Annotated in this window: 31 protein-coding genes; 2 read left to right on the top strand and 29 right to left on the bottom strand. The window is 39.1% G+C overall.

Features of this window, described 5'->3' with window-relative positions:
• Positions 1-6: 6 nt before the first annotated feature.
• The 28 genes from rpsM to ftsY all read right to left on the bottom strand — a co-directional run bounded on the left by rpsM (position 7) and on the right by ftsY (position 15,480).
• Positions 7-363 (bottom strand): 30S ribosomal protein S13, encoded by a 357-nt coding sequence (gene rpsM, locus ABW51_RS04975; RefSeq protein WP_005625867.1) that lies wholly within the window; start codon positions 361-363, stop codon positions 7-9.
• Between the two features lie 140 nt (positions 364-503).
• Positions 504-617: a 50S ribosomal protein L36 gene (rpmJ, locus tag ABW51_RS04970; protein ID WP_053465808.1), complete on the bottom strand. Its 114-nt coding sequence runs from the start codon at positions 615-617 to the stop codon at positions 504-506.
• 30 nt (positions 618-647) lie between these two features.
• Entirely contained in the window at positions 648-1,973 is a 1,326-nt protein-coding gene (secY, locus tag ABW51_RS04965) for a preprotein translocase subunit SecY (protein ID WP_053465807.1), read from the bottom strand.
• 7 nt (positions 1,974-1,980) lie between these two features.
• Positions 1,981-2,415 carry a 50S ribosomal protein L15 gene (gene rplO, locus ABW51_RS04960; RefSeq protein ID WP_053465806.1) on the bottom strand — a complete coding sequence of 145 codons (435 nt, stop codon included), beginning with the start codon at positions 2,413-2,415 and terminating at the stop codon, positions 1,981-1,983.
• A 3-nt stretch (positions 2,416-2,418) separates the two neighbouring features.
• Positions 2,419-2,598 (bottom strand): 50S ribosomal protein L30, encoded by a 180-nt coding sequence (rpmD, locus tag ABW51_RS04955; protein ID WP_005543631.1) that lies wholly within the window; start codon positions 2,596-2,598, stop codon positions 2,419-2,421.
• Between the two features lie 6 nt (positions 2,599-2,604).
• Positions 2,605-3,105 (bottom strand): 30S ribosomal protein S5, encoded by a 501-nt coding sequence (rpsE, locus tag ABW51_RS04950; RefSeq protein ID WP_046943115.1) that lies wholly within the window; start codon positions 3,103-3,105, stop codon positions 2,605-2,607.
• A 14-nt stretch (positions 3,106-3,119) separates the two neighbouring features.
• Positions 3,120-3,473, bottom strand: coding sequence for a 50S ribosomal protein L18 (gene rplR / locus ABW51_RS04945; RefSeq protein WP_053465805.1), 354 nt, complete (start codon positions 3,471-3,473; stop codon positions 3,120-3,122).
• A 13-nt stretch (positions 3,474-3,486) separates the two neighbouring features.
• Positions 3,487-4,020: a 50S ribosomal protein L6 gene (rplF, locus tag ABW51_RS04940; protein WP_053465804.1), complete on the bottom strand. Its 534-nt coding sequence runs from the start codon at positions 4,018-4,020 to the stop codon at positions 3,487-3,489.
• A 15-nt stretch (positions 4,021-4,035) separates the two neighbouring features.
• Positions 4,036-4,428 carry a 30S ribosomal protein S8 gene (gene rpsH, locus ABW51_RS04935; protein ID WP_005632761.1) on the bottom strand — a complete coding sequence of 131 codons (393 nt, stop codon included), beginning with the start codon at positions 4,426-4,428 and terminating at the stop codon, positions 4,036-4,038.
• Positions 4,429-4,464: 36 nt separating this feature from the next.
• Positions 4,465-4,770: a 30S ribosomal protein S14 gene (gene rpsN, locus ABW51_RS04930; RefSeq protein WP_053465803.1), complete on the bottom strand. Its 306-nt coding sequence runs from the start codon at positions 4,768-4,770 to the stop codon at positions 4,465-4,467.
• Positions 4,771-4,781: 11 nt separating this feature from the next.
• Complete coding sequence (gene rplE / locus ABW51_RS04925) at positions 4,782-5,321, bottom strand: 50S ribosomal protein L5 (RefSeq protein WP_005625881.1); 540 nt, start codon at positions 5,319-5,321, stop codon at positions 4,782-4,784.
• 17 nt (positions 5,322-5,338) lie between these two features.
• Positions 5,339-5,650 (bottom strand): 50S ribosomal protein L24, encoded by a 312-nt coding sequence (gene rplX, locus ABW51_RS04920; protein ID WP_053465802.1) that lies wholly within the window; start codon positions 5,648-5,650, stop codon positions 5,339-5,341.
• Positions 5,651-5,660: 10 nt separating this feature from the next.
• Positions 5,661-6,032: a 50S ribosomal protein L14 gene (gene rplN, locus ABW51_RS04915; RefSeq protein ID WP_005548786.1), complete on the bottom strand. Its 372-nt coding sequence runs from the start codon at positions 6,030-6,032 to the stop codon at positions 5,661-5,663.
• Between the two features lie 541 nt (positions 6,033-6,573).
• Positions 6,574-7,101 carry a hypothetical protein gene (locus ABW51_RS04910; protein WP_053465801.1) on the bottom strand — a complete coding sequence of 176 codons (528 nt, stop codon included), beginning with the start codon at positions 7,099-7,101 and terminating at the stop codon, positions 6,574-6,576.
• A gap of 278 nt (positions 7,102-7,379) precedes the next feature.
• Entirely contained in the window at positions 7,380-7,637 is a 258-nt protein-coding gene (rpsQ, locus tag ABW51_RS04905) for a 30S ribosomal protein S17 (protein WP_053465800.1), read from the bottom strand.
• Positions 7,637-7,828 (bottom strand): 50S ribosomal protein L29, encoded by a 192-nt coding sequence (rpmC, locus tag ABW51_RS04900; RefSeq protein WP_005625888.1) that lies wholly within the window; start codon positions 7,826-7,828, stop codon positions 7,637-7,639. The genes rpsQ and rpmC overlap by 1 nt, the downstream gene beginning before the upstream one ends.
• Positions 7,828-8,238, bottom strand: a complete 411-nt coding sequence (rplP, locus tag ABW51_RS04895; RefSeq protein WP_005625890.1) for a 50S ribosomal protein L16 — start codon at positions 8,236-8,238, stop codon at positions 7,828-7,830. The genes rpmC and rplP overlap by 1 nt, the downstream gene beginning before the upstream one ends.
• A 13-nt stretch (positions 8,239-8,251) precedes the next feature.
• Positions 8,252-8,959 (bottom strand): 30S ribosomal protein S3, encoded by a 708-nt coding sequence (rpsC, locus tag ABW51_RS04890; RefSeq protein WP_049357257.1) that lies wholly within the window; start codon positions 8,957-8,959, stop codon positions 8,252-8,254.
• A 17-nt stretch (positions 8,960-8,976) separates the two neighbouring features.
• Complete coding sequence (gene rplV, locus ABW51_RS04885) at positions 8,977-9,309, bottom strand: 50S ribosomal protein L22 (protein ID WP_005625897.1); 333 nt, start codon at positions 9,307-9,309, stop codon at positions 8,977-8,979.
• An 11-nt stretch (positions 9,310-9,320) separates the two neighbouring features.
• The gene (gene rpsS, locus ABW51_RS04880; protein WP_005539416.1) at positions 9,321-9,596 is read right to left on the bottom strand and encodes a 30S ribosomal protein S19; all 276 of its coding nucleotides are present in this window, start codon (positions 9,594-9,596) and stop codon (positions 9,321-9,323) included.
• A gap of 24 nt (positions 9,597-9,620) precedes the next feature.
• A complete protein-coding gene (gene rplB, locus ABW51_RS04875) occupies positions 9,621-10,442 on the bottom strand; it encodes a 50S ribosomal protein L2 (RefSeq protein ID WP_053465799.1) in 822 nt (273 codons plus the stop codon).
• Positions 10,443-10,459: 17 nt separating this feature from the next.
• Positions 10,460-10,759: a 50S ribosomal protein L23 gene (gene rplW, locus ABW51_RS04870; protein WP_005625900.1), complete on the bottom strand. Its 300-nt coding sequence runs from the start codon at positions 10,757-10,759 to the stop codon at positions 10,460-10,462.
• Positions 10,756-11,358 (bottom strand): 50S ribosomal protein L4, encoded by a 603-nt coding sequence (gene rplD / locus ABW51_RS04865; protein WP_005625901.1) that lies wholly within the window; start codon positions 11,356-11,358, stop codon positions 10,756-10,758. Before rplD ends, rplW begins: the two co-directional genes overlap by 4 nt.
• 15 nt (positions 11,359-11,373) lie before the next feature.
• Positions 11,374-12,000 (bottom strand): 50S ribosomal protein L3, encoded by a 627-nt coding sequence (rplC, locus tag ABW51_RS04860; protein WP_005632753.1) that lies wholly within the window; start codon positions 11,998-12,000, stop codon positions 11,374-11,376.
• Between the two features lie 16 nt (positions 12,001-12,016).
• Positions 12,017-12,328, bottom strand: coding sequence for a 30S ribosomal protein S10 (gene rpsJ, locus ABW51_RS04855; protein ID WP_001181005.1), 312 nt, complete (start codon positions 12,326-12,328; stop codon positions 12,017-12,019).
• 317 nt (positions 12,329-12,645) lie between these two features.
• Positions 12,646-13,578: a permease-like cell division protein FtsX gene (gene ftsX / locus ABW51_RS04850; RefSeq protein ID WP_053465798.1), complete on the bottom strand. Its 933-nt coding sequence runs from the start codon at positions 13,576-13,578 to the stop codon at positions 12,646-12,648.
• 9 nt (positions 13,579-13,587) lie between these two features.
• Complete coding sequence (ftsE, locus tag ABW51_RS04845) at positions 13,588-14,244, bottom strand: cell division ATP-binding protein FtsE (protein WP_005632750.1); 657 nt, start codon at positions 14,242-14,244, stop codon at positions 13,588-13,590.
• Positions 14,245-14,262: 18 nt separating this feature from the next.
• Complete coding sequence (ftsY, locus tag ABW51_RS04840) at positions 14,263-15,480, bottom strand: signal recognition particle-docking protein FtsY (protein WP_053465797.1); 1,218 nt, start codon at positions 15,478-15,480, stop codon at positions 14,263-14,265.
• A gap of 96 nt (positions 15,481-15,576) precedes the next feature.
• On the opposite strand from ftsY, the gene rsmD reads away from it, so the two are divergent.
• Positions 15,577-16,158 (top strand): 16S rRNA (guanine(966)-N(2))-methyltransferase RsmD, encoded by a 582-nt coding sequence (rsmD, locus tag ABW51_RS04835; protein WP_053465796.1) that lies wholly within the window; start codon positions 15,577-15,579, stop codon positions 16,156-16,158.
• 10 nt (positions 16,159-16,168) lie between these two features.
• Positions 16,169-16,651 (top strand): tRNA (uridine(34)/cytosine(34)/5-carboxymethylaminomethyluridine(34)-2'-O)-methyltransferase TrmL, encoded by a 483-nt coding sequence (gene trmL / locus ABW51_RS04830; RefSeq protein WP_005636234.1) that lies wholly within the window; start codon positions 16,169-16,171, stop codon positions 16,649-16,651.
• Positions 16,652-16,697: 46 nt separating this feature from the next.
• On the opposite strand, the gene ABW51_RS04825 is transcribed toward trmL, so the two are convergent.
• Positions 16,698-17,510: glycosyltransferase family 25 protein (locus ABW51_RS04825; RefSeq protein ID WP_053465795.1), on the bottom strand; the 813-nt coding region annotated here is incomplete at its 5' end.

The raw sequence follows: 17,510 nt of genomic DNA, 5'->3' as shown, positions 1-17,510 counted from the left end.
CCCCGACTATTTTTTGATCGGCTTACGTGGACCCTTACGGGTACGCGCATTAGTTTTAGTACGTTGACCACGTACCGGTAAACTACGACGATGACGTAAACCACGGTAACAACCTAAGTCTAAAAGACGTTTGATGTTTAGTGTTACTTCACGACGTAAGTCACCTTCAACGGTAAATTTACCAACTTCGTCACGCAGTTTGTCAATCTGCTCTTCAGACAATTCTCTGATCTTAACATCTTCAGCAATACCCGCTGCAGCACAAATAGCTTTAGAACGAGTTTTACCGATACCGTAAATTGCAGTTAAAGCGATTACAGCGTGTTTATGATCAGGAATGTTAATGCCTGCAATACGGGCCACTATGCACTCCTATTATTTTAACTAATTTGGCACTCTGATCTTGAAAAGCCCGTTTTCAGGATACTCAAACAGAATGCCAAGGACATAAATGAGTTGAGCAGTATAACCGCCCAACTGGTTCTTTGCAAGAAGAATATCAATTAACCTTGACGTTGTTTGTGTTTAGGGTCGCTGCATAATACGCGCACAACACCTTCACGCTTAACGATTTTACAGTTACGACACATTCTCTTTACGGAAGCACGAACTTTCATTGCTTATCCTTTTTTTTATTAAATGAACAATTATTGTCCAAAACCCTTAAGGTTTGCTTTTTTCAACGCAGATTCATATTGAGACGACATTAAGTGACTCTGAACTTGCACGATGAAATCCATAATAACAACGACTACGATCAATAATGAAGTACCACCGAAGTAGAATTTCACATCCCAAGCCGATGTCATAATATAAGGAACTAAACACACAAACGTTACATAAAGACCGCCAATCAGTGTAAGACGAGTCATAACTTTATCAATATAACGAGATGTTTGTTCCCCTGGTCTAATTCCTGGAATAAATGCACCAGATTTTTTTAGATTATCTGCTGTATCTCGCGGATTATACTGCATTGCAGTGTAAAAGAAGCTAAAGAAAATAATTGCTACAGCATAAACAAGTAAATAAAGAGGCTGACCAGGATTCAACAACATAGATAAGTTATTTAACCACTCAAACTTATCATTTTGTCCAAACCATTGAGTTAAGGTAGCTGGAAATAAAATAATACTTGAGGCAAAAATTGCCGGCATTACGTTTGCCATATTTACTTTCAATGGTAAATGTGTCGAATGACCACCTAAAATTTGACGACCTTGTTGACGCTTTGCATATTCAACGCGAATTCTGCGCTGTCCTCTTTCAACAAAAACAACGAAATAAGTTACTGCAAATACAATAGCTGCGATCAGAAGAAGCACTAATGGATGCATCTGTCCTTGACGAGCCTGCTCAATAGTTTGAAGTATAGCTGATGGTAAACCAGCTACGATACCGCCAAAAACAAGAATTGAAATACCGTTACCAATACCTCTTTCAGTAATTTGTTCGCCTAACCACATGAGGAACATAGTTCCTGTTACTAAGCTAACAACTGAAGTGAAGTAAAAACCAAATCCAACATTTGGCACTAAGCCTGGTAACATATTTGGTAAACCTGTTGAAATAGCTACTGCCTGAATGGTTGCAAAAACAACTGTCGCATATCGAGTATACTTAGAAATTTTACGTTGACCAGCAGCACCTTCTTTCTTTAATTCTGCTAAAGCAGGAGAAACCGTAGCAAGCAACTGAATAACGATAGAGGCCGAAATATACGGCATAATTCCTAACGCTAAAATAGAAGCACGGCTTAACGCACCACCAGAGAACATATTAAACATATCAATGATGGTGCCTTTTTGTTGTTCAACTAATTGAGCTAGCACGGCTGCATCAATACCAGGAACCGGAATGAATGAACCAATTCGATAAACGATAAGTGCACCTAAAACGAAAAGTAATCGGCTTTTTAACTCACCTTTACCGCTATTGGTACTTCTTGTTTGATAACCTGGTTGTTTAGCCATCTGCTAATTATTCCTCAACTGAACCGCCAGCAGCTTCAATTGCTGCTTTTGCACCTTTAGTTACACGTAAACCGCGCACTGTTACTGCAGATTTCACTTCACCCGCTAAGATTACTTTAGCGAATTGGATATCTTTAGTTAAGATGTTAGCTGCTTTTAATGTTTCTAAGGTTACTACGTTACCTTCAACTTTAGTCAATTCATTCAAACGAACTTCTGCAGTTACTGCAGCTTTCATTGAAGTGAAACCAAATTTTGGTAAACGACGGTATAATGGCATTTGACCACCTTCGAAACCGCGACGAACACCGCCACCGGTACGAGATTTTTGACCTTTGTGACCACGGCCACCTGTCTTGCCTAAACCTGAACCAATACCACGACCAAGGCGTTTAGCACTGTGCTTCGCACCTTCAGCCGGAGATAGAGTATTTAAACGCATCTCTTACTCCTCCACTTTAACCATGTATGAAACTTGGTTAATCATACCACGTACTGCAGGCGTATCAATTAACTCAACAGTGTGGTGCATATGGCGAAGACCAAGACCACGCAAGGTAGCTTTATGCTTCGGTAAACGAGCGATTGAGCTACGAACTTGTGTTACTTTAATAGTTTTAGCCATTATTCATTACCCCAAGATTTCATCAACAGTTTTACCGCGTTTCGCAGCAACCATTTCTGGTGATTTCATATTTGCTAATGCATCAATAGTTGCACGAACAACGTTAATTGGGTTGGTAGAACCATACGCTTTAGAAAGAACGTTACGTACACCTGCAACTTCTAATACTGCACGCATTGCACCACCTGCAATAATCCCCGTACCTTCACTTGCTGGTTGCATAAATACGCGTGAACCGGTATGAACACCTTTAACTGGGTGTTGTAATGTACCTTCATTTAAAGCGACATTGATCATATTGCGACGTGCTTTCTCCATCGCTTTTTGGATTGCTGCTGGAACTTCGCGTGCTTTACCATAACCAAAACCTACACGGCCATTACCATCGCCCACTACAGTTAATGCAGTGAAACTCATAATACGACCACCTTTTACGGTTTTTGATACACGGTTTACTGCGATTAGCTTCTCTTGCAGTTCACCAGCTTGTTTTTCGATGTTTGACATCTCAATTTACCTCATTAGAACTGTAGACCAGCTTCACGTGCAGCGTCCGCTAAAGTTTGGACACGACCATGATATTTGAAACCGGAACGGTCAAAAGCAACAGCTTGAATGCCTTTTGCTAATGCGCGCTCAGCAACTGCTTTACCTACTGCAGCTGCAGCATCTTTGTTACCGGTGTATTTTACTTGCTCACGAATTGCTTTTTCAACAGTTGAAGCAGCGGCAAGCACTTCTGAACCGTTTGGTGCAATAACTTGTGCATAGATATGACGTGGAGTACGGTGAATAACTAAACGAGTTACACCTTGCTCTCTCATCATATGACGTGCACGAGCTGCACGACGGATACGAGCTGATTTCTTATCCATAGTGTTACCTTAATTATTTCTTCTTAGCCTCTTTGATACGTACCACTTCATCAGCGTAACGTACCCCTTTACCTTTATAAGGTTCAGGACGGCGATAAGCACGAATATCTGCTGCAACTTGGCCGATTAACTGTTTGTCAGCACCTTTCAACACGATTTCGGTTTGAGATGGGCATTCTGCAGTAATACCTGCCGGCAAAGTGTGCTCTACTGGGTGAGAGTAACCTAAACTTAATGCAATTGCATTGCCTTTAAGTTGAGCTCTGTAACCAACACCCACCAATACTAATTTCTTAGTGAAGCCTTCAGTAACACCGATAACCATTGCATTAACTAATGCACGAGCTGTACCCGATTGAGCATTCGCCTCAACAAAACCTTCACGTGGTGTGAAAGTAAATTGTCCGTTATCTTGTTTTACTTCAACTGATTTGTGAATTTCGCGAGATAACTCGCCATTTTTACCTTTTACTGTTAATAGCTGACCGTCGAGTTTAACTTCAACGCCGGCAGGAATATTAACAGGTGCCTTTGCAACACGAGACATTTTCCTACCTCTCTATTAAGCTACGTAACAGATAATCTCACCGCCTAAACCTGCTTGACGAGCAGCGCGGTCAGTCATAACACCTTTAGATGTAGAAACAACTGCAACACCTAAACCACCCATAACTTTTGGTAATTCGTCTTTACGTTTGTAAATACGAAGACCAGGACGGCTTACACGCTGGATGCTTTCTACAACTGGTTTACCTTGGAAATATTTTAAAGTAATTTCCAATTCAGGTTTTGCACCTTCTAAAACTTTAACGCTTTCGATATAACCTTCAGCAGCTAATACATTGGCGATTGCCACTTTTAGCTTGGATGAAGGCATATTGATCGCAACTTTGTTCGCAGCTTGACCGTTACGAATACGGGTCAGCATATCTGCGATTGGATCTTGCATACTCATTGTACTTTTTCTCCGATTCCAAAATAAAGTGGTATATTACCAACTCGCTTTCTTAAGGCCTGGGATTTCACCGCGCATCGCAGCTTCACGAACCTTAATACGGCTTAAACCAAACTTACGTAAAACGCCATGAGGACGTCCAGTTTGGCAGCAACGGTTACGTTGACGAGATGGGCTAGAATCACGTGGTAAAGTTTGTAACTTTAACACTGCGTCCCAACGATCTTCATCAGAGGCATTGACATCAGAAATGATTTTCTTTAATTCAACACGTTTTGCGTAGAATTTTTCAGCCAATTTAACGCGTTTTACATCGCGTGCTTTCATTGATTGTTTAGCCATTATAACCTGCCTTATTTACGGAATGGGAAATTAAAGGCAGCAAGTAGTGCTTGACCTTCTTCATCATTCTTAGCAGTAGTTGTGATAGTGATATCTAAACCACGCACACGATCTACTTTATCGTAATCGATTTCAGGGAAGATGATTTGTTCACGCACACCCATGCTATAGTTACCACGACCATCGAATGATTTCGCACTTAAACCGCGGAAGTCACGAATACGTGGAACAGCAATTGTAATTAAACGTTCAAAGAACTCCCACATACGCTCACCGCGTAGTGTTACTTTACAACCGATTGGATATCCCTGACGGATTTTAAAGCCTGCAACAGATTTACGAGCTTTAGTTACTAAAGGTTTTTGACCGCTGATTGCTGCTAAGTCCGCTACTGCGTTGTCTAGCAATTTTTTGTCGGTCAATGCTTCACCCACACCCATATTCAGGGTAATCTTTTCGATTCGTGGGACTTGCATGACAGATTTGTAGCCGAATTTATTTTTTAATTCGCTTACTACTTGATCTCTGTAGTAATCATGCAGTTTCGCCATCGCATTACTCCAGTTTGTTAGATAATTTCATTGTTAGATTTGAAGAAACGTACTTTTTTGCCGTCTTCGAATCTAAAACCTACACGGTCAGCTTTACTTGTTTTAGGATTGAAAATCGCAACATTTGAAGCATCAATTGCAGCTTCTTTTTTCACTAAACCGCCAGCTTTTCCTAATGCAGGAACTGGTTTTTCATGTTTAGTAATGATGTTGATACCTTCAACAAACACTTTACCGTTTGGTAACACTTTAGTTACCTTGCCACGTTTGCCCTTATCTTTACCAGTAAGAACAATTACTTCATCATTTTGACGGATTTTAGCAGCCATTACATTCCCCTTACAGTACTTCTGGAGCTAAAGAAATGATCTTCATGAATTTCTCAGAACGAAGTTCACGAGTCACTGGTCCAAAAATACGAGTACCGATTGGTTGCTCAGTGTTATTATTTAAAATTACACAAGCATTACCATCGAAACGAATAACTGAGCCATCTGGGCGACGAACACCCTTCTTGGTGCGCACAACAACTGCTTTTAATACATCACCTTTTTTTACTTTACCGCGTGGAATTGCTTCTTTTACAGTAATTTTGATGATGTCACCAATCGCAGCATAACGACGGTGCGATCCACCTAGAACCTTGATACACATTACGCTGCGAGCGCCTGAATTATCAGCAACATCCAGCATAGTCTGTTCTTGGATCATATTAGTGCTCCGTTAAGATTAAAAAAACACCCTTTCGGGACGAATCTAGCCGCGCAATTCAGAATGAAAGGCGGATAGGTGGTGGATTTTAGCAAAAGCAGAAGATAAAAGCAACGATAATTTGTGATTATTCCTTGCTGGAAAAAGGAAAAGTGCGGTAAAATTGACCGCACTTTCTCACGTAGGGTGCATCTTGATGCACCGTGCCTAACGATAAAAATATTGAATAAATCAATATCGTCAAGGTAGCCTCGGTGCTACAAAAAAGCCAATGGTATTTACCACTGGCTTTCCGGCGATCTCAGAAAAGGTACTTTTAAAAAACGATTATAGGCAGGAACAAGCACCTTCGTACTAATATTGTCTCTTAGTGAGCTGTCCCTTTTAAAAATGTGTTTTGACTTTTTGTATATTTCATTAGCCATCACTAAGGTACGATTGTGTAAATTAGATGTTCTAATGTATATAAATTAAGAAATGCCTAAATGAAATGCAATATGCTCAAGATCAACAAAATAAGGCTCTTTCATTTATTTTTCCTTCATTCAATAGTGATTAAATAAACCTTATTACTGTCATTTTCAAACTCTTCAATATCAATGACTTTGCGTTTTAATGAAGCTAAAATGGCTTCCTGTCGTTTTATTTTCTCCGCTTCAATTTCTTCTTCTGTCGGTCCTCTAAGAAAAGGAAAAAATAAAGATCCAAAATCAATCTGAGGGAATCCATCTTTAGCTTCTTTTTGCTGTTCTTCCCGCTCTTTCTCTCTTCGAGCTTTTTCTCTATTTCTTAAATCATCTGAAATTGTTGAATTATTAACAAAAAATAAAAACTCTTTATCATTATCTCTATTATCCTTACAGCGTCTGGCTGCTCCATCCCATTTGCGTAGCTCCTCATCGTAAACTTTAACCTGGGCTTTCGTTTTATTTGAAACCGTTACAATATCTTCAATCTTTGCAAAAAAAGACACGCTCTTTAGGAAGTAAAAAGCAGTAAATGCCGAATGAAAAGTAAGCACTCTTTTAGGTGTATCAGGATAGCCTGTATTTGCTTCAATAATGACCATAAATTTTTCCATTTACATAATTATTTTTCAAGGTGTTTTACTTGTTATGTCAATAACAAGTAAAACCAGTATACTGGTTTGAAAAATTTGATATTTTTTCTAAAAAGTGCGGAGGGAATTTTGAAATTTTTGGGAAAAGAAGATAGCCGCGTAGGAGTTAATTACATTCACCCTACTACCCTATTTTGATATTTAGGGCAAATGTAATTTGCCCCTACAATAAATATAAAAAACCCTTTTGCATTTCTGCAAAAGGGCTTGATTTTTTATTGTGTTAATTAAGCAATAACTGCTTTTTCAACTACACGAACTAAAGTCCAAGATTTGGTTTTTGATAGAGGGCGGCATTCGCGAATCTCTACGATATCACCAACGTTGGCTTCATTGTTCTCATCGTGTACGTGTAATTTAGTTGTACGACGGATAAATTTACCATATAAAGGGTGTTTTACCTTACGTTCAATAGCAACAACGAAAGATTTTTCCATTTTGTCGCTAACAACTTTACCTTGTACGCTACGAATTTTATCAGTCATTACTCACCCGCCTTTTCGGTTAATACAGTTTTCACACGTGCAATATCACGACGCACTTGTTTAGCCTGATGGGTTTGTTGAAGCTGACCGGTGGCTGTCTGCATACGCAACTTGAATTGTTCACCTAAAAGGTTTACTAATTCAGCATTCAGCTCTTCAACACTTTTTGTACGTAAATCTTGAGCTTTCATTACATCACCGTCTTAGTTACGAAAGTGGTCTTAACTGGCAATTTAGCAGCTGCTAATGCAAATGCGTTTCTTGCTACTTCTTCAGACACACCATCCATTTCATAAAGCACTTTACCCGGTTGGATTAAGGCTACCCAGTACTCAACGTTACCTTTACCTTTACCCATACGGACTTCTAATGGTTTTTCAGTAATTGGTTTATCTGGAAATACACGAATCCAAATTTTACCTTGACGTTTTACTGCACGTGACATTGCACGACGTGCCGCTTCAATTTGACGAGCGGTTAAACGACAACGACCAACTGCTTTTAAACCGTAAGTACCGAAGCTAACTTCAGTACCGCCCGCGATACCACGGTTGCGGCCTTTGTGAACTTTACGGAATTTTGTACGTTTTGGTTGCAACATTTAGCGTTTCTCCTTACTTACGACCTTTACCGCGTGGAGCCTTTTTAGGCTTGTCGGCAGGTTGTTGTTCTGATTGCGCAACGGCAGCCATTCCACCAAGAATTTCACCTTTGAAGATCCACACTTTCACGCCGATTACGCCGTAAGTTGTGTGAGCTTCTGCAGTGTTATAATCGATGTCCGCACGAAGAGTATGTAGAGGTACGCGACCTTCACGATACCATTCTGAACGTGCGATTTCTGCACCACCTAAACGACCGCTAACCTCAACTTTGATACCTTTAGCACCTAAACGCATTGCGCTTTGTACCGCACGTTTCATTGCGCGACGGAACATTACACGACGTTCTAATTGAGAAGCGATGCTATCTGCAACTAATTTCGCATCTAATTCAGGTTTTTTCACTTCAGCAATGTTGATTTGAGCAGGAACGCCAGCGATTTTAGACACTGCGTTACGTAATTTTTCAACATCTTCACCTTTTTTACCGATAACGATACCAGGGCGAGCTGTGTGAATTGTTACACGAATACTTTTAGCTGGACGCTCAATAGTAATACGTGAAACCGAAGCGTTTGCTAATTCTTTATTTAAGAATTTGCGTACTTTGAAGTCACCGTCAAGATTGTCGGCGAAATCTTGTGTATTCGCGAACCAAGTAGAGTTCCAAGGTTTTACAATACCTAGGCGAATACCATTTGGATTTACTTTTTGACCCATTGCTATTCCTCTACTTATTAACGATCTGACACAACCACAGTAATGTGGCTAGTACGTTTTAAAATACGATCTGCACGACCTTTAGCACGTGGCATAACACGTTTCATGCTAGGACCTTCGTCAACGAAGATTTTAGCAACTTTAAGATCATCGATATCTGCACCATCATTATGCTCTGCGTTCGCAATAGCAGACTCTAATACTTTTTTCACTAAAGCCGCAGCTTTTTTGTTAGTAAAAGTTAAGATTTCTAATGCTTGCGCAACTTTTTTACCACGAATTAAATCGGCAACTAAGCGAGCTTTTTGGGCAGAAGTGCGAGCGTAACGATGTTTTGCGATAGTTTCCATCTATTTACCTCTTATTTCTTAGCTTTCTTATCTGCCGCGTGACCGCGGTATGTACGAGTCGGTGCAAATTCACCTAATTTATGGCCGATCATTTCATCAGATACATAAACAGGAACGTGCTGACGACCATTATGGACTGCGATGGTCAATCCGATCATTGAAGGAATGATCATTGAACGACGGGACCAAGTTTTGATTGGTTTTTTATCCCCGCTTTCCACCGCCTTCTCTACCTTCTTCAACAAGTGTAGGTCAAGGAAAGGACCTTTCTTGAGAGAACGTGGCATGGCTTATCCTCTTATTAATTTAAATTATTTGCCACGACGACGTACGATGAATTTATCAGTACGTTTGTTGTGACGAGTTTTCTTACCTTTAGTTTGAACGCCCCAAGGAGTTACTGGGTGTTTACCAAAGTTACGACCTTCACCACCACCGTGTGGGTGATCTACTGGGTTCATTGCAGTACCACGAACTGTAGGGCGAATGCCTCTCCAGCGGTTAGCACCAGCTTTACCCAATACGCGAAGCATATGTTCTGAGTTACCAACTTCACCGATTGTAGCAACACATTCAGCTAATACTTTACGCATTTCGCCTGAACGTAAACGTAAAGTTACGTAGTTGCCTTCACGAGCGATGATTTGTACATAAGCACCAGCAGAACGAGCGATTTGACCGCCTTTACCTGGTTTTAATTCAACGTTATGTACTGTTGAACCAACTGGGATATTACGCATTGGTAATGAGTTACCCACTTTAATTGGTGAGTTAACGCCAGATTGGATTTGATCGCCAACTGACAAACCTTTAGGTGCTAAGATATAACGGCGTTCACCATCTTTATAAAGCACTAAAGCAATGTTAGCAGAACGGTTTGGATCATATTCTAAACGCTCAACAACCGCTGAGATGTCTAACTTGTTACGTTTGAAATCGATTAAACGGTAGTGTTGTTTGTGACCGCCACCAATGTGACGAGTAGTAATACGACCATAGTTGTTACGACCACCAGTTTTAGATTTAGTATCTAGAAGAGGTGCGTAAGGTTTACCCTTGTGTAATTCAGGGTTCACGATTTTAACAACGTGACGACGACCAGCGGAGGTCGGCTTACATTTAACGATAGCCATTCTCTAATTTCCTCCGATTACTCTGCACTGTCCACGAAGTCCAAGTTTTGGCCTTCAGCTAAAGTTACATAAGCTTTTTTCCAGTCGCTGCGACGACCCATTTTGCTACCACGGCGTTTAGTTTTACCTTTAACAACCACGGTACGAACAGAGTCAACTTTTACTTCAAATAATTGAGCAACAGCAGCAGCAATTTCAGCTTTGTTCGCATCTAAAGCAACTTTAAGTACAACAGTGTTAGATTTTTCAGCATTGTTAGTTGCTTTTTCAGAGATGTGCGGTGCACGTAGCACGCTTAGCAAACGTTCTTGACTCATGCTAGGATCTCCTCAATTTGTTTCACAGCGTCAACAGTAACAATCACTTTATCGAAAGCGATTAAGCTAACTGGATCGATACCTTGAACATCACGTACATCAACTTTGTATAAGTTACGCGCTGCTAAGAATAGATTTTCATCTAAACTTGCTGTGATAATTAATGCATCTTCAACTGCTAAATCTTTTAATTTTTGTACTAAAACTTTAGTTTTTGGTGCATCTAATTCGAATTTTTCAACAACAACCAAACGATCTTGACGAACTAATTCAGAAAGAATGCTTTTGATGGCACCACGGTACATTTTCTTGTTCACTTTTTGGCTGTGATCTTGTGGTTTAGCCGCGAAGGTTATACCACCAGAACGCCAGATTGGTGATTTGATATCACCAGCACGAGCACGACCTGTACCTTTTTGACGCCAAGGTTTTTTACCTGAACCAGACACTTCAGCACGAGTTTTTTGCGCACGAGTACCTTGACGCGCACCTGCTGCATAAGCAACAACAACTTGGTGGATCAACGCTTCGTTAAACTCACGTCCGAAGGTAGTTTCAGAAACAGTTAGTGCGTTTGCACCTACAACTTGTAATTCCATCTCTATCTCCTAGACTTATGCTTTAACTGCTGGCTTAACGATAACATCGCCATTGATAGCACCAGGTACAGAACCTTTTACTAATAGCAATTTACGCTCAGCATCTACACGAACAACTTCAAGTGATTGAACAGTTACACGTTCAGCACCTAAATGTCCTGCCATTTTTTTACCTTTAAACACACGACCTGGAGTTTGGTTTTGACCAATAGAACCAAGTACACGATGTGATAAAGAGTTACCATGAGTCGCATCTTGAGTACGGAAGTTCCAACGTTTAACACCACCTTGGAAACCTTTACCTTTAGAAGTACCAGTAACATCTACTTTTTTAACATCTGCAAAGATGTCAACATTGATTTCTTGACCTAAAGTGAATTCTTCACCTTCAGTACGAAATTCCCATAAACCGCGACCAGCTTCAACACCTGCTTTCACGAAATGGCCTGCTTCAGGTTTAGTTACACGATTCGCTTTTTTAGAACCAGTAGTAACTTGAACTGCAGTATAGCCATCGTTTTCAAGAGTTTTAACTTGAGTTACGCGGTTGGCTTCGATTTCGATAACGGTAACTGGTACAGAAACACCGTCTTCATTGAAGATACGGGTCATACCAACTTTACGACCGACTAAACCAATCATTGTAATAACCTCTTAATTAACCTAGGCTGATCTGCACGTCCACGCCGGCAGCCAAATCTAAACGCATTAATGCATCAACAGTTTTTTCTGTTGGCTCTACGATATCTACTAAACGTTTGTGAGTACGAATTTCGTATTGGTCACGTGCGTCTTTGTTTACGTGTGGAGAAATCAACACGGTGAAACGCTCTTTACGAGTTGGTAAAGGAATTGGACCACGAACTTGTGCACCAGTACGTTTAGCTGTTTCTACGATCTCCGCAGTAGATTGATCGATCAAACGGTGATCGAAAGCTTTTAAGCGGATACGGATTCTTTGGTTCTGCATTAGACCAGAGCTCCAATAAAATTTAGCTAATAAAAAACTAACACCAATCACAATTCTAACTTCAAAATAGAAAAGGAGGTGCAAGTTACCTGTTATATAGTCTCCAAATCGGAAACATTGTTAGTATTACATATCGTAATACTCGTTTAATAAATGATTACATTAAACGGCTCTCACATTGAAAGCCCGTGAATGCTACACAAAAGTTAAACAAATTGCAAGGAATTTATTCAAAAAACAAAAAGTGCGGTTATTTTTCTCCATAATTTCTCTTTCAAAAAATATATTGAAAAATAACCGCACTTTAACATCTTCAATTAATAACGATTATCTAACACCGACAAATGCCGTTTTGCAGAAATCCACGCCCCAACATAGCCCATAATTAAACAGCACACTAATAAGAATACAAACTCGCCAACACCTAATCCATTCAAACTGAATTGGACGGCAAAAATATCCGTTACATATTTCACTGCAGAAGTAAAATAGCTGATAATAAAACTACTAAAAATTGCAGCGGCTAATCCACCTAATACAGCATAAATCATCCCTGTATAAAGGTAAGGACGGAGAATAAATTGATCTGTTGCACCAAGCAATTTCATCACATCAATACTTGATCGGCTACTATACACATCAGAGCGGATACTGTTACCAATAACCAGAAATACCGCTATCGCCATTAATACAGTACAGAAAATTGCCACATGAGCAATTAACCAAGAAAGTGCGGTTAATTTTTCCATCCAATCATTATCCAAGCGAACTTCTTGTACCCCTTTGATTTTATTTAAATTGGTACGTAATTCATCACGTTTTTCTGACACATTAAATTCGCTCGTCGGTTTTACCATCACGACCGCAGGCAATGGATTATCATCTAAAATTTCCAATTCTTCGCCAAAGCCAGACCAGCTTTTAAATTCCTTTAAACTTTCTTGACGAGAAACATAATTCAGTGATTCCACACCATCTTGCTGACGAATTTTCTCTACCACTAAATTCGCATCTTCTTCACTTAAATTTTTGTGAAGATAAATCGTCAATTCACTTTCAGGATAAAATTGAGTGGTCGCTAAATGTAAATTTTTCCACATTAAATAGCTCACAGTTGGAATTGTCAGAGATACAGCAATAACCAAGATCGTGAGCAGCGTGCCAAATTTACGTTGCCATAAATCCACCCATACTGCACGCAAAGTATAGGCTGTTTGAACAAAAACAGATGCATCCGTTGATCGGCTCATGATTATTCCTTAATAACGTAAATAACCTTGTTCAAGCACAAGACAAGGTTTTGGTTTTTGTTGAATTAAATTAATGTCGTGAGTAGCAATTAACACTGTCATTCCGAGACGATTAAATTCTTCAAACAAATTAAAAATGCCTAAAGAAAGTTCATCGTCTAAATTACCCGTTGGTTCATCTGCTAATAAAAGTTGAGGTTTATGCACAATCGCACGCGCAATATCAACACGTTGCTGCTCCCCTCCAGAAATTTGTGGTGGCAAATAGTGCGCTTTATTACGCAATCCTACACGATCTAAAGATGCCATTGCTCGAGTATTCGCATCTTTTGGATGCATACCTGCAATAATCAACGGCAATGCCACATTTTCCACCACCGTACGATCTGTTAATAAACGATAATCTTGATGAACCATACCAATTTGGCGACGCAGAAATGGAATTTCATATTTTGACAAGCGAGTAATATCGTGCCCGTTAAACCAAATCTGACCTGCGTTGGCTTTTTCCATCCCCATAATAAGCTTGAGTAATGTACTTTTTCCTGCGCCTGAATGTCCAACCAAATAAGTCATACTTCCCACTGGAAGATGAAAATTCAAGCCTTGTAACGCTGGCTGCGTTGCACCATGATAGGCTTTAGAAACATTTGAGAACTTAATCACAATTTTTCCTTATTCTTTTTATTCTTCTTCGTAAACGAATAATGCCTCAATAAATTCTTTCGCATTAAACTCACGTAAATCTTCTATTTTCTCGCCCACGCCAATATAACGAATAGGCAACTTAAACTGATCGGCTATGGCAAAAATCACGCCGCCTTTTGCCGTACCATCTAATTTTGTTAGAGATATCCCTGTTAAACCAACAGCCTCATTAAATAACTTCGCTTGGCTAATAGCATTTTGTCCCGTTCCAGCATCCAGCGTAAGCATAATTTCATGTGGTGCAGTTTCGTCATATTTTTTCATAACACGAACAATTTTTTTCAGTTCGTCCATTAAGTTATTTTTATTCTGAAGACGACCCGCCGTATCCGCAATAAGAATATCAATATTGCGTGCAGCCGCTGATTGCATCGCATCAAAAATGACCGATGCAGAATCAGAGCCAGTGCTTTGCGAAACAACTGGAATATGATTGCGTTCTCCCCAAACTTGAAGCTGCTCAACAGCCGCTGCACGGAAAGTATCGCCCGCCGCAAGCATCACTGATTTTCCTTCAGCCTGAAATTTACGTGCAAGCTTACCAATTGTCGTTGTTTTACCCACGCCATTTACGCCCACCATTAAAATCACATAAGGTTTTTTCGTGCTATCAATCTCTAACGGTTGTGCTACTGGCTCAAGAATATCCGCCATTTCTACTTTTAATTGTTGATATAAAAGCTCGGCATCTTGTAATTCTTTGCGACTTGCATGTTCAGTCAAATTTTTGATGATTTTACTTGTTGTCGGCACGCCAATATCCGCAATCAAAAGTTGTTCTTCTAATTCTTCAAACAACTCATCATCAATTTTCTTTCCTAAGAAAAAACTACGAAAACCCGCGCCAATATTTTGTTTAGTTTTCAGTAATCCCTTAACTAAACGACTAAAAAAGCCCCCTTCACTTGGCTTTTCGCGAGTTTCAATTTCAACAACGGGCTGAAGATCATCTTCTAAATTTTTCGCTTCGATGATTTCTTCGACTGGCTCAAGTACAACTGGCTTAAGTGCGGTTGAAATTTCCTGTATTTTTTCTTCTTCGACTAAATCATTAGCTTCAAATTTTTCAATAGACGGCTCGACATCTTTAATCTTTTCTTCTTCAATTTTCGGCTCAATTTTAGGTTCATCTTGCTTTTTATTACGCCCAAATAACGATGCCCAAAATCCGCCTTTTTTATTTTCTTCAGCCATAAAATGCTCTCTTAACTGTAATCCGATAAAAATGTCGTTTATTCTAGCAAAAAATCGTCTAAACTAAGCACAATTTTCAATAAAAATCGAATCTTTATGAAAAAAATACAAACGCCAAATGCAAAGGGCGAGGTTCGCATTATTGCTGGGCTATGGCGAGGTCGAAAACTTCCAGTATTAAATTCTGAAGGCTTACGCCCAACTGGCGATAGAGTGAAAGAAACGCTTTTTAATTGGTTAATGCCTTATATCCACCAATCTGAATGTTTAGATGGCTTTGCAGGGAGTGGCTCATTAGGTTTTGAAGCACTTTCTCGCCAAGCGAAAAAAGTGACTTTTTTAGAATTAGATAAAACCATCGCCAATCAATTAAAAAAGAATTTACAAACGCTCAAATGCTCATCAGAACAGGCTGAAGTGATTAATCAAAGTAGTTTGGATTTTCTAAAACAGCCACAAAATCAACCGCACTTTGATGTGGTGTTTTTAGATCCACCTTTTCATTTTAATTTGGCAGAACAAGCAATTAACTTGCTTTGTGAAAATAATTGGCTAAAACCCAATGCGTTAATTTACGTAGAAACAGAGAAAGATAAACCACTCATCACACCAGAAAACTGGACGTTATTGAAAGAAAAAACGACAGGAATGGTGAGTTATCGTTTATATCAGAATTAGAGAGAAAATTATGTTAGATATCGTTTTATATGAACCAGAAATTCCCCAAAATACCGGTAACATTATCCGCCTTTGTGCCAATACAGGATTTCGCTTGCACTTAATTGAACCGCTAGGGTTTACTTGGGATGATAAACGCTTACGCCGCTCAGGTTTGGATTATCACGAATTTGCAGAAATCAAACGTCACAAGACTTTTGAAGCCTTTTTAGAAAGCGAAAAACCCAAGCGTCTCTTTGCACTCACAACAAAAGGCAGTCCAGCACATAGCCAAGTAAAATTTGAACTTGGGGATTATTTAATGTTTGGCCCAGAAACTCGTGGTATTCCGATGTCAATTTTAAATGAAATGCCGATGGAACAAAAAATCCGCATTCCAATGACAGCCAATAGCCGCAGTATGAACTTGTCTAATTCTGTTGCAGTAACGGTTTATGAAGCGTGGCGACAATTAGGCTACGAAGGTGCAGTAAATTTACCAGAAGTAAAATAAACAAAAGTGCGGTTAAAATTTAATAAGATTTTTAACCGCACTTTTGTTATTTAAATGGAACTTGTTTTCCAAATATCCGTTTTTTTATTCTAATTAGTTCATTTTTTATTTTATCTAAAGGTTTAGCTGGAATTTGGTTTTTATGTACTTTTTCTCTGCCATTATGCAAACTACTCTCAAAATAATTTTCATCATGAAGAATAAAACTTTGAGCACATATTGCAGGAGAAAGTTGCATAACTTTATAATCTTTTTGGCTTAATAATTCATCAAAAATTAGAGTATCAATCGCAAGATAAAGTTGTTTGTTTCTTATTTTATTTAATAAATACCTAGCACCCTTAGTTGTGATTGAATAGCCAGCCATTCCAGTATGTTTAAATTTCAATCGGGAAATATTTCTATTACATTTTATTTGCTCACGCTTTCCATAAATTATTTTCCCATGAGCTTCTAACTTCAATATATCAGTATCTTCAGGTATATAATCAATATTCAATAATTCTTTTGCATTTTCTCCCAAATAAATATCGTCTTCAAAAATATTAATATAATCTAAATTATTTTCTAAAACGAAATTCCATAAAACGATATGGCTTAATGCACAGGCTATCTCAGCATCACACAAAGTTGCTTTTGATGAACGATCAAAGGTTATATTAAATTTTTTAGCAGTTTCTTCAATAATGTCGGGCGTGATAGCATCAAAAAATGCGAAAGGAATATTTTGCTTACCGAATTCCTCTGTAATATGTTTTCGGCGTTTTTGTTCAGTTGTTAAACTAATGACATAATTGTTTTGTGCTGTGCTGTGCTGTGCTGTGCTGTGCTGTGCTGTGCTGTGCTGTGCTGTGCTGTG

It is taken from the genome of Haemophilus sp. C1 (assembly GCF_001276515.1).
Lineage (GTDB): Bacteria > Pseudomonadota > Gammaproteobacteria > Enterobacterales > Pasteurellaceae > Haemophilus.
Note: the sequence above shows the minus strand (reverse complement) of the source record. Positions and strands in the feature narration are given on the sequence as shown.

Excerpts from the sequence above, each read along its gene's own strand:
- rplC (WP_005632753.1), bottom strand. The coding sequence starts at position 12,000 with ATGATTGGTTTAGTCGGTCGTAAAGTTGGTATGACCCGTATCTTCAAT.
- rplB (WP_053465799.1), bottom strand. The coding sequence starts at position 10,442 with ATGGCTATCGTTAAATGTAAGCCGACCTCCGCTGGTCGTCGTCACGTT.
- rplX (WP_053465802.1), bottom strand. The coding sequence starts at position 5,650 with ATGGCTGCTAAAATCCGTCAAAATGATGAAGTAATTGTTCTTACTGGT.
- rpsC (WP_049357257.1), bottom strand. The coding sequence starts at position 8,959 with ATGGGTCAAAAAGTAAATCCAAATGGTATTCGCCTAGGTATTGTAAAA.
- rpsJ (WP_001181005.1), bottom strand. The coding sequence starts at position 12,328 with ATGCAGAACCAAAGAATCCGTATCCGCTTAAAAGCTTTCGATCACCGT.
- rsmD (WP_053465796.1), top strand. The coding sequence starts at position 15,577 with ATGAAAAAAATACAAACGCCAAATGCAAAGGGCGAGGTTCGCATTATT.
- ABW51_RS04910 (WP_053465801.1), bottom strand. The coding sequence starts at position 7,101 with ATGGTCATTATTGAAGCAAATACAGGCTATCCTGATACACCTAAAAGA.
- rpsE (WP_046943115.1), bottom strand. The coding sequence starts at position 3,105 with ATGTCAAACATCGAAAAACAAGCTGGTGAACTGCAAGAGAAGCTAATC.
- secY (WP_053465807.1), bottom strand. The coding sequence starts at position 1,973 with ATGGCTAAACAACCAGGTTATCAAACAAGAAGTACCAATAGCGGTAAA.
- rpsS (WP_005539416.1), bottom strand. The coding sequence starts at position 9,596 with ATGCCACGTTCTCTCAAGAAAGGTCCTTTCCTTGACCTACACTTGTTG.
- rpsH (WP_005632761.1), bottom strand. The coding sequence starts at position 4,428 with ATGAGTATGCAAGATCCAATCGCAGATATGCTGACCCGTATTCGTAAC.
- rplP (WP_005625890.1), bottom strand. The coding sequence starts at position 8,238 with ATGTTGCAACCAAAACGTACAAAATTCCGTAAAGTTCACAAAGGCCGC.
- rplD (WP_005625901.1), bottom strand. The coding sequence starts at position 11,358 with ATGGAATTACAAGTTGTAGGTGCAAACGCACTAACTGTTTCTGAAACT.
- rplE (WP_005625881.1), bottom strand. The coding sequence starts at position 5,321 with ATGGCGAAACTGCATGATTACTACAGAGATCAAGTAGTAAGCGAATTA.
- rplO (WP_053465806.1), bottom strand. The coding sequence starts at position 2,415 with ATGCGTTTAAATACTCTATCTCCGGCTGAAGGTGCGAAGCACAGTGCT.
- trmL (WP_005636234.1), top strand. The coding sequence starts at position 16,169 with ATGTTAGATATCGTTTTATATGAACCAGAAATTCCCCAAAATACCGGT.
- rpmD (WP_005543631.1), bottom strand. The coding sequence starts at position 2,598 with ATGGCTAAAACTATTAAAGTAACACAAGTTCGTAGCTCAATCGCTCGT.
- rpsN (WP_053465803.1), bottom strand. The coding sequence starts at position 4,770 with ATGGCTAAACAATCAATGAAAGCACGCGATGTAAAACGCGTTAAATTG.
- rplW (WP_005625900.1), bottom strand. The coding sequence starts at position 10,759 with ATGAGTCAAGAACGTTTGCTAAGCGTGCTACGTGCACCGCACATCTCT.
- rpmC (WP_005625888.1), bottom strand. The coding sequence starts at position 7,828 with ATGAAAGCTCAAGATTTACGTACAAAAAGTGTTGAAGAGCTGAATGCT.
- ftsY (WP_053465797.1), bottom strand. The coding sequence starts at position 15,480 with ATGGCTGAAGAAAATAAAAAAGGCGGATTTTGGGCATCGTTATTTGGG.
- rpsQ (WP_053465800.1), bottom strand. The coding sequence starts at position 7,637 with ATGACTGATAAAATTCGTAGCGTACAAGGTAAAGTTGTTAGCGACAAA.
- rplF (WP_053465804.1), bottom strand. The coding sequence starts at position 4,020 with ATGTCTCGTGTTGCAAAGGCACCTGTTAATATTCCTGCCGGCGTTGAA.
- rplV (WP_005625897.1), bottom strand. The coding sequence starts at position 9,309 with ATGGAAACTATCGCAAAACATCGTTACGCTCGCACTTCTGCCCAAAAA.
- rplN (WP_005548786.1), bottom strand. The coding sequence starts at position 6,032 with ATGATCCAAGAACAGACTATGCTGGATGTTGCTGATAATTCAGGCGCT.
- rpmJ (WP_053465808.1), bottom strand. The coding sequence starts at position 617 with ATGAAAGTTCGTGCTTCCGTAAAGAGAATGTGTCGTAACTGTAAAATC.
- ftsX (WP_053465798.1), bottom strand. The coding sequence starts at position 13,578 with ATGAGCCGATCAACGGATGCATCTGTTTTTGTTCAAACAGCCTATACT.
- rplR (WP_053465805.1), bottom strand. The coding sequence starts at position 3,473 with ATGGATAAGAAATCAGCTCGTATCCGTCGTGCAGCTCGTGCACGTCAT.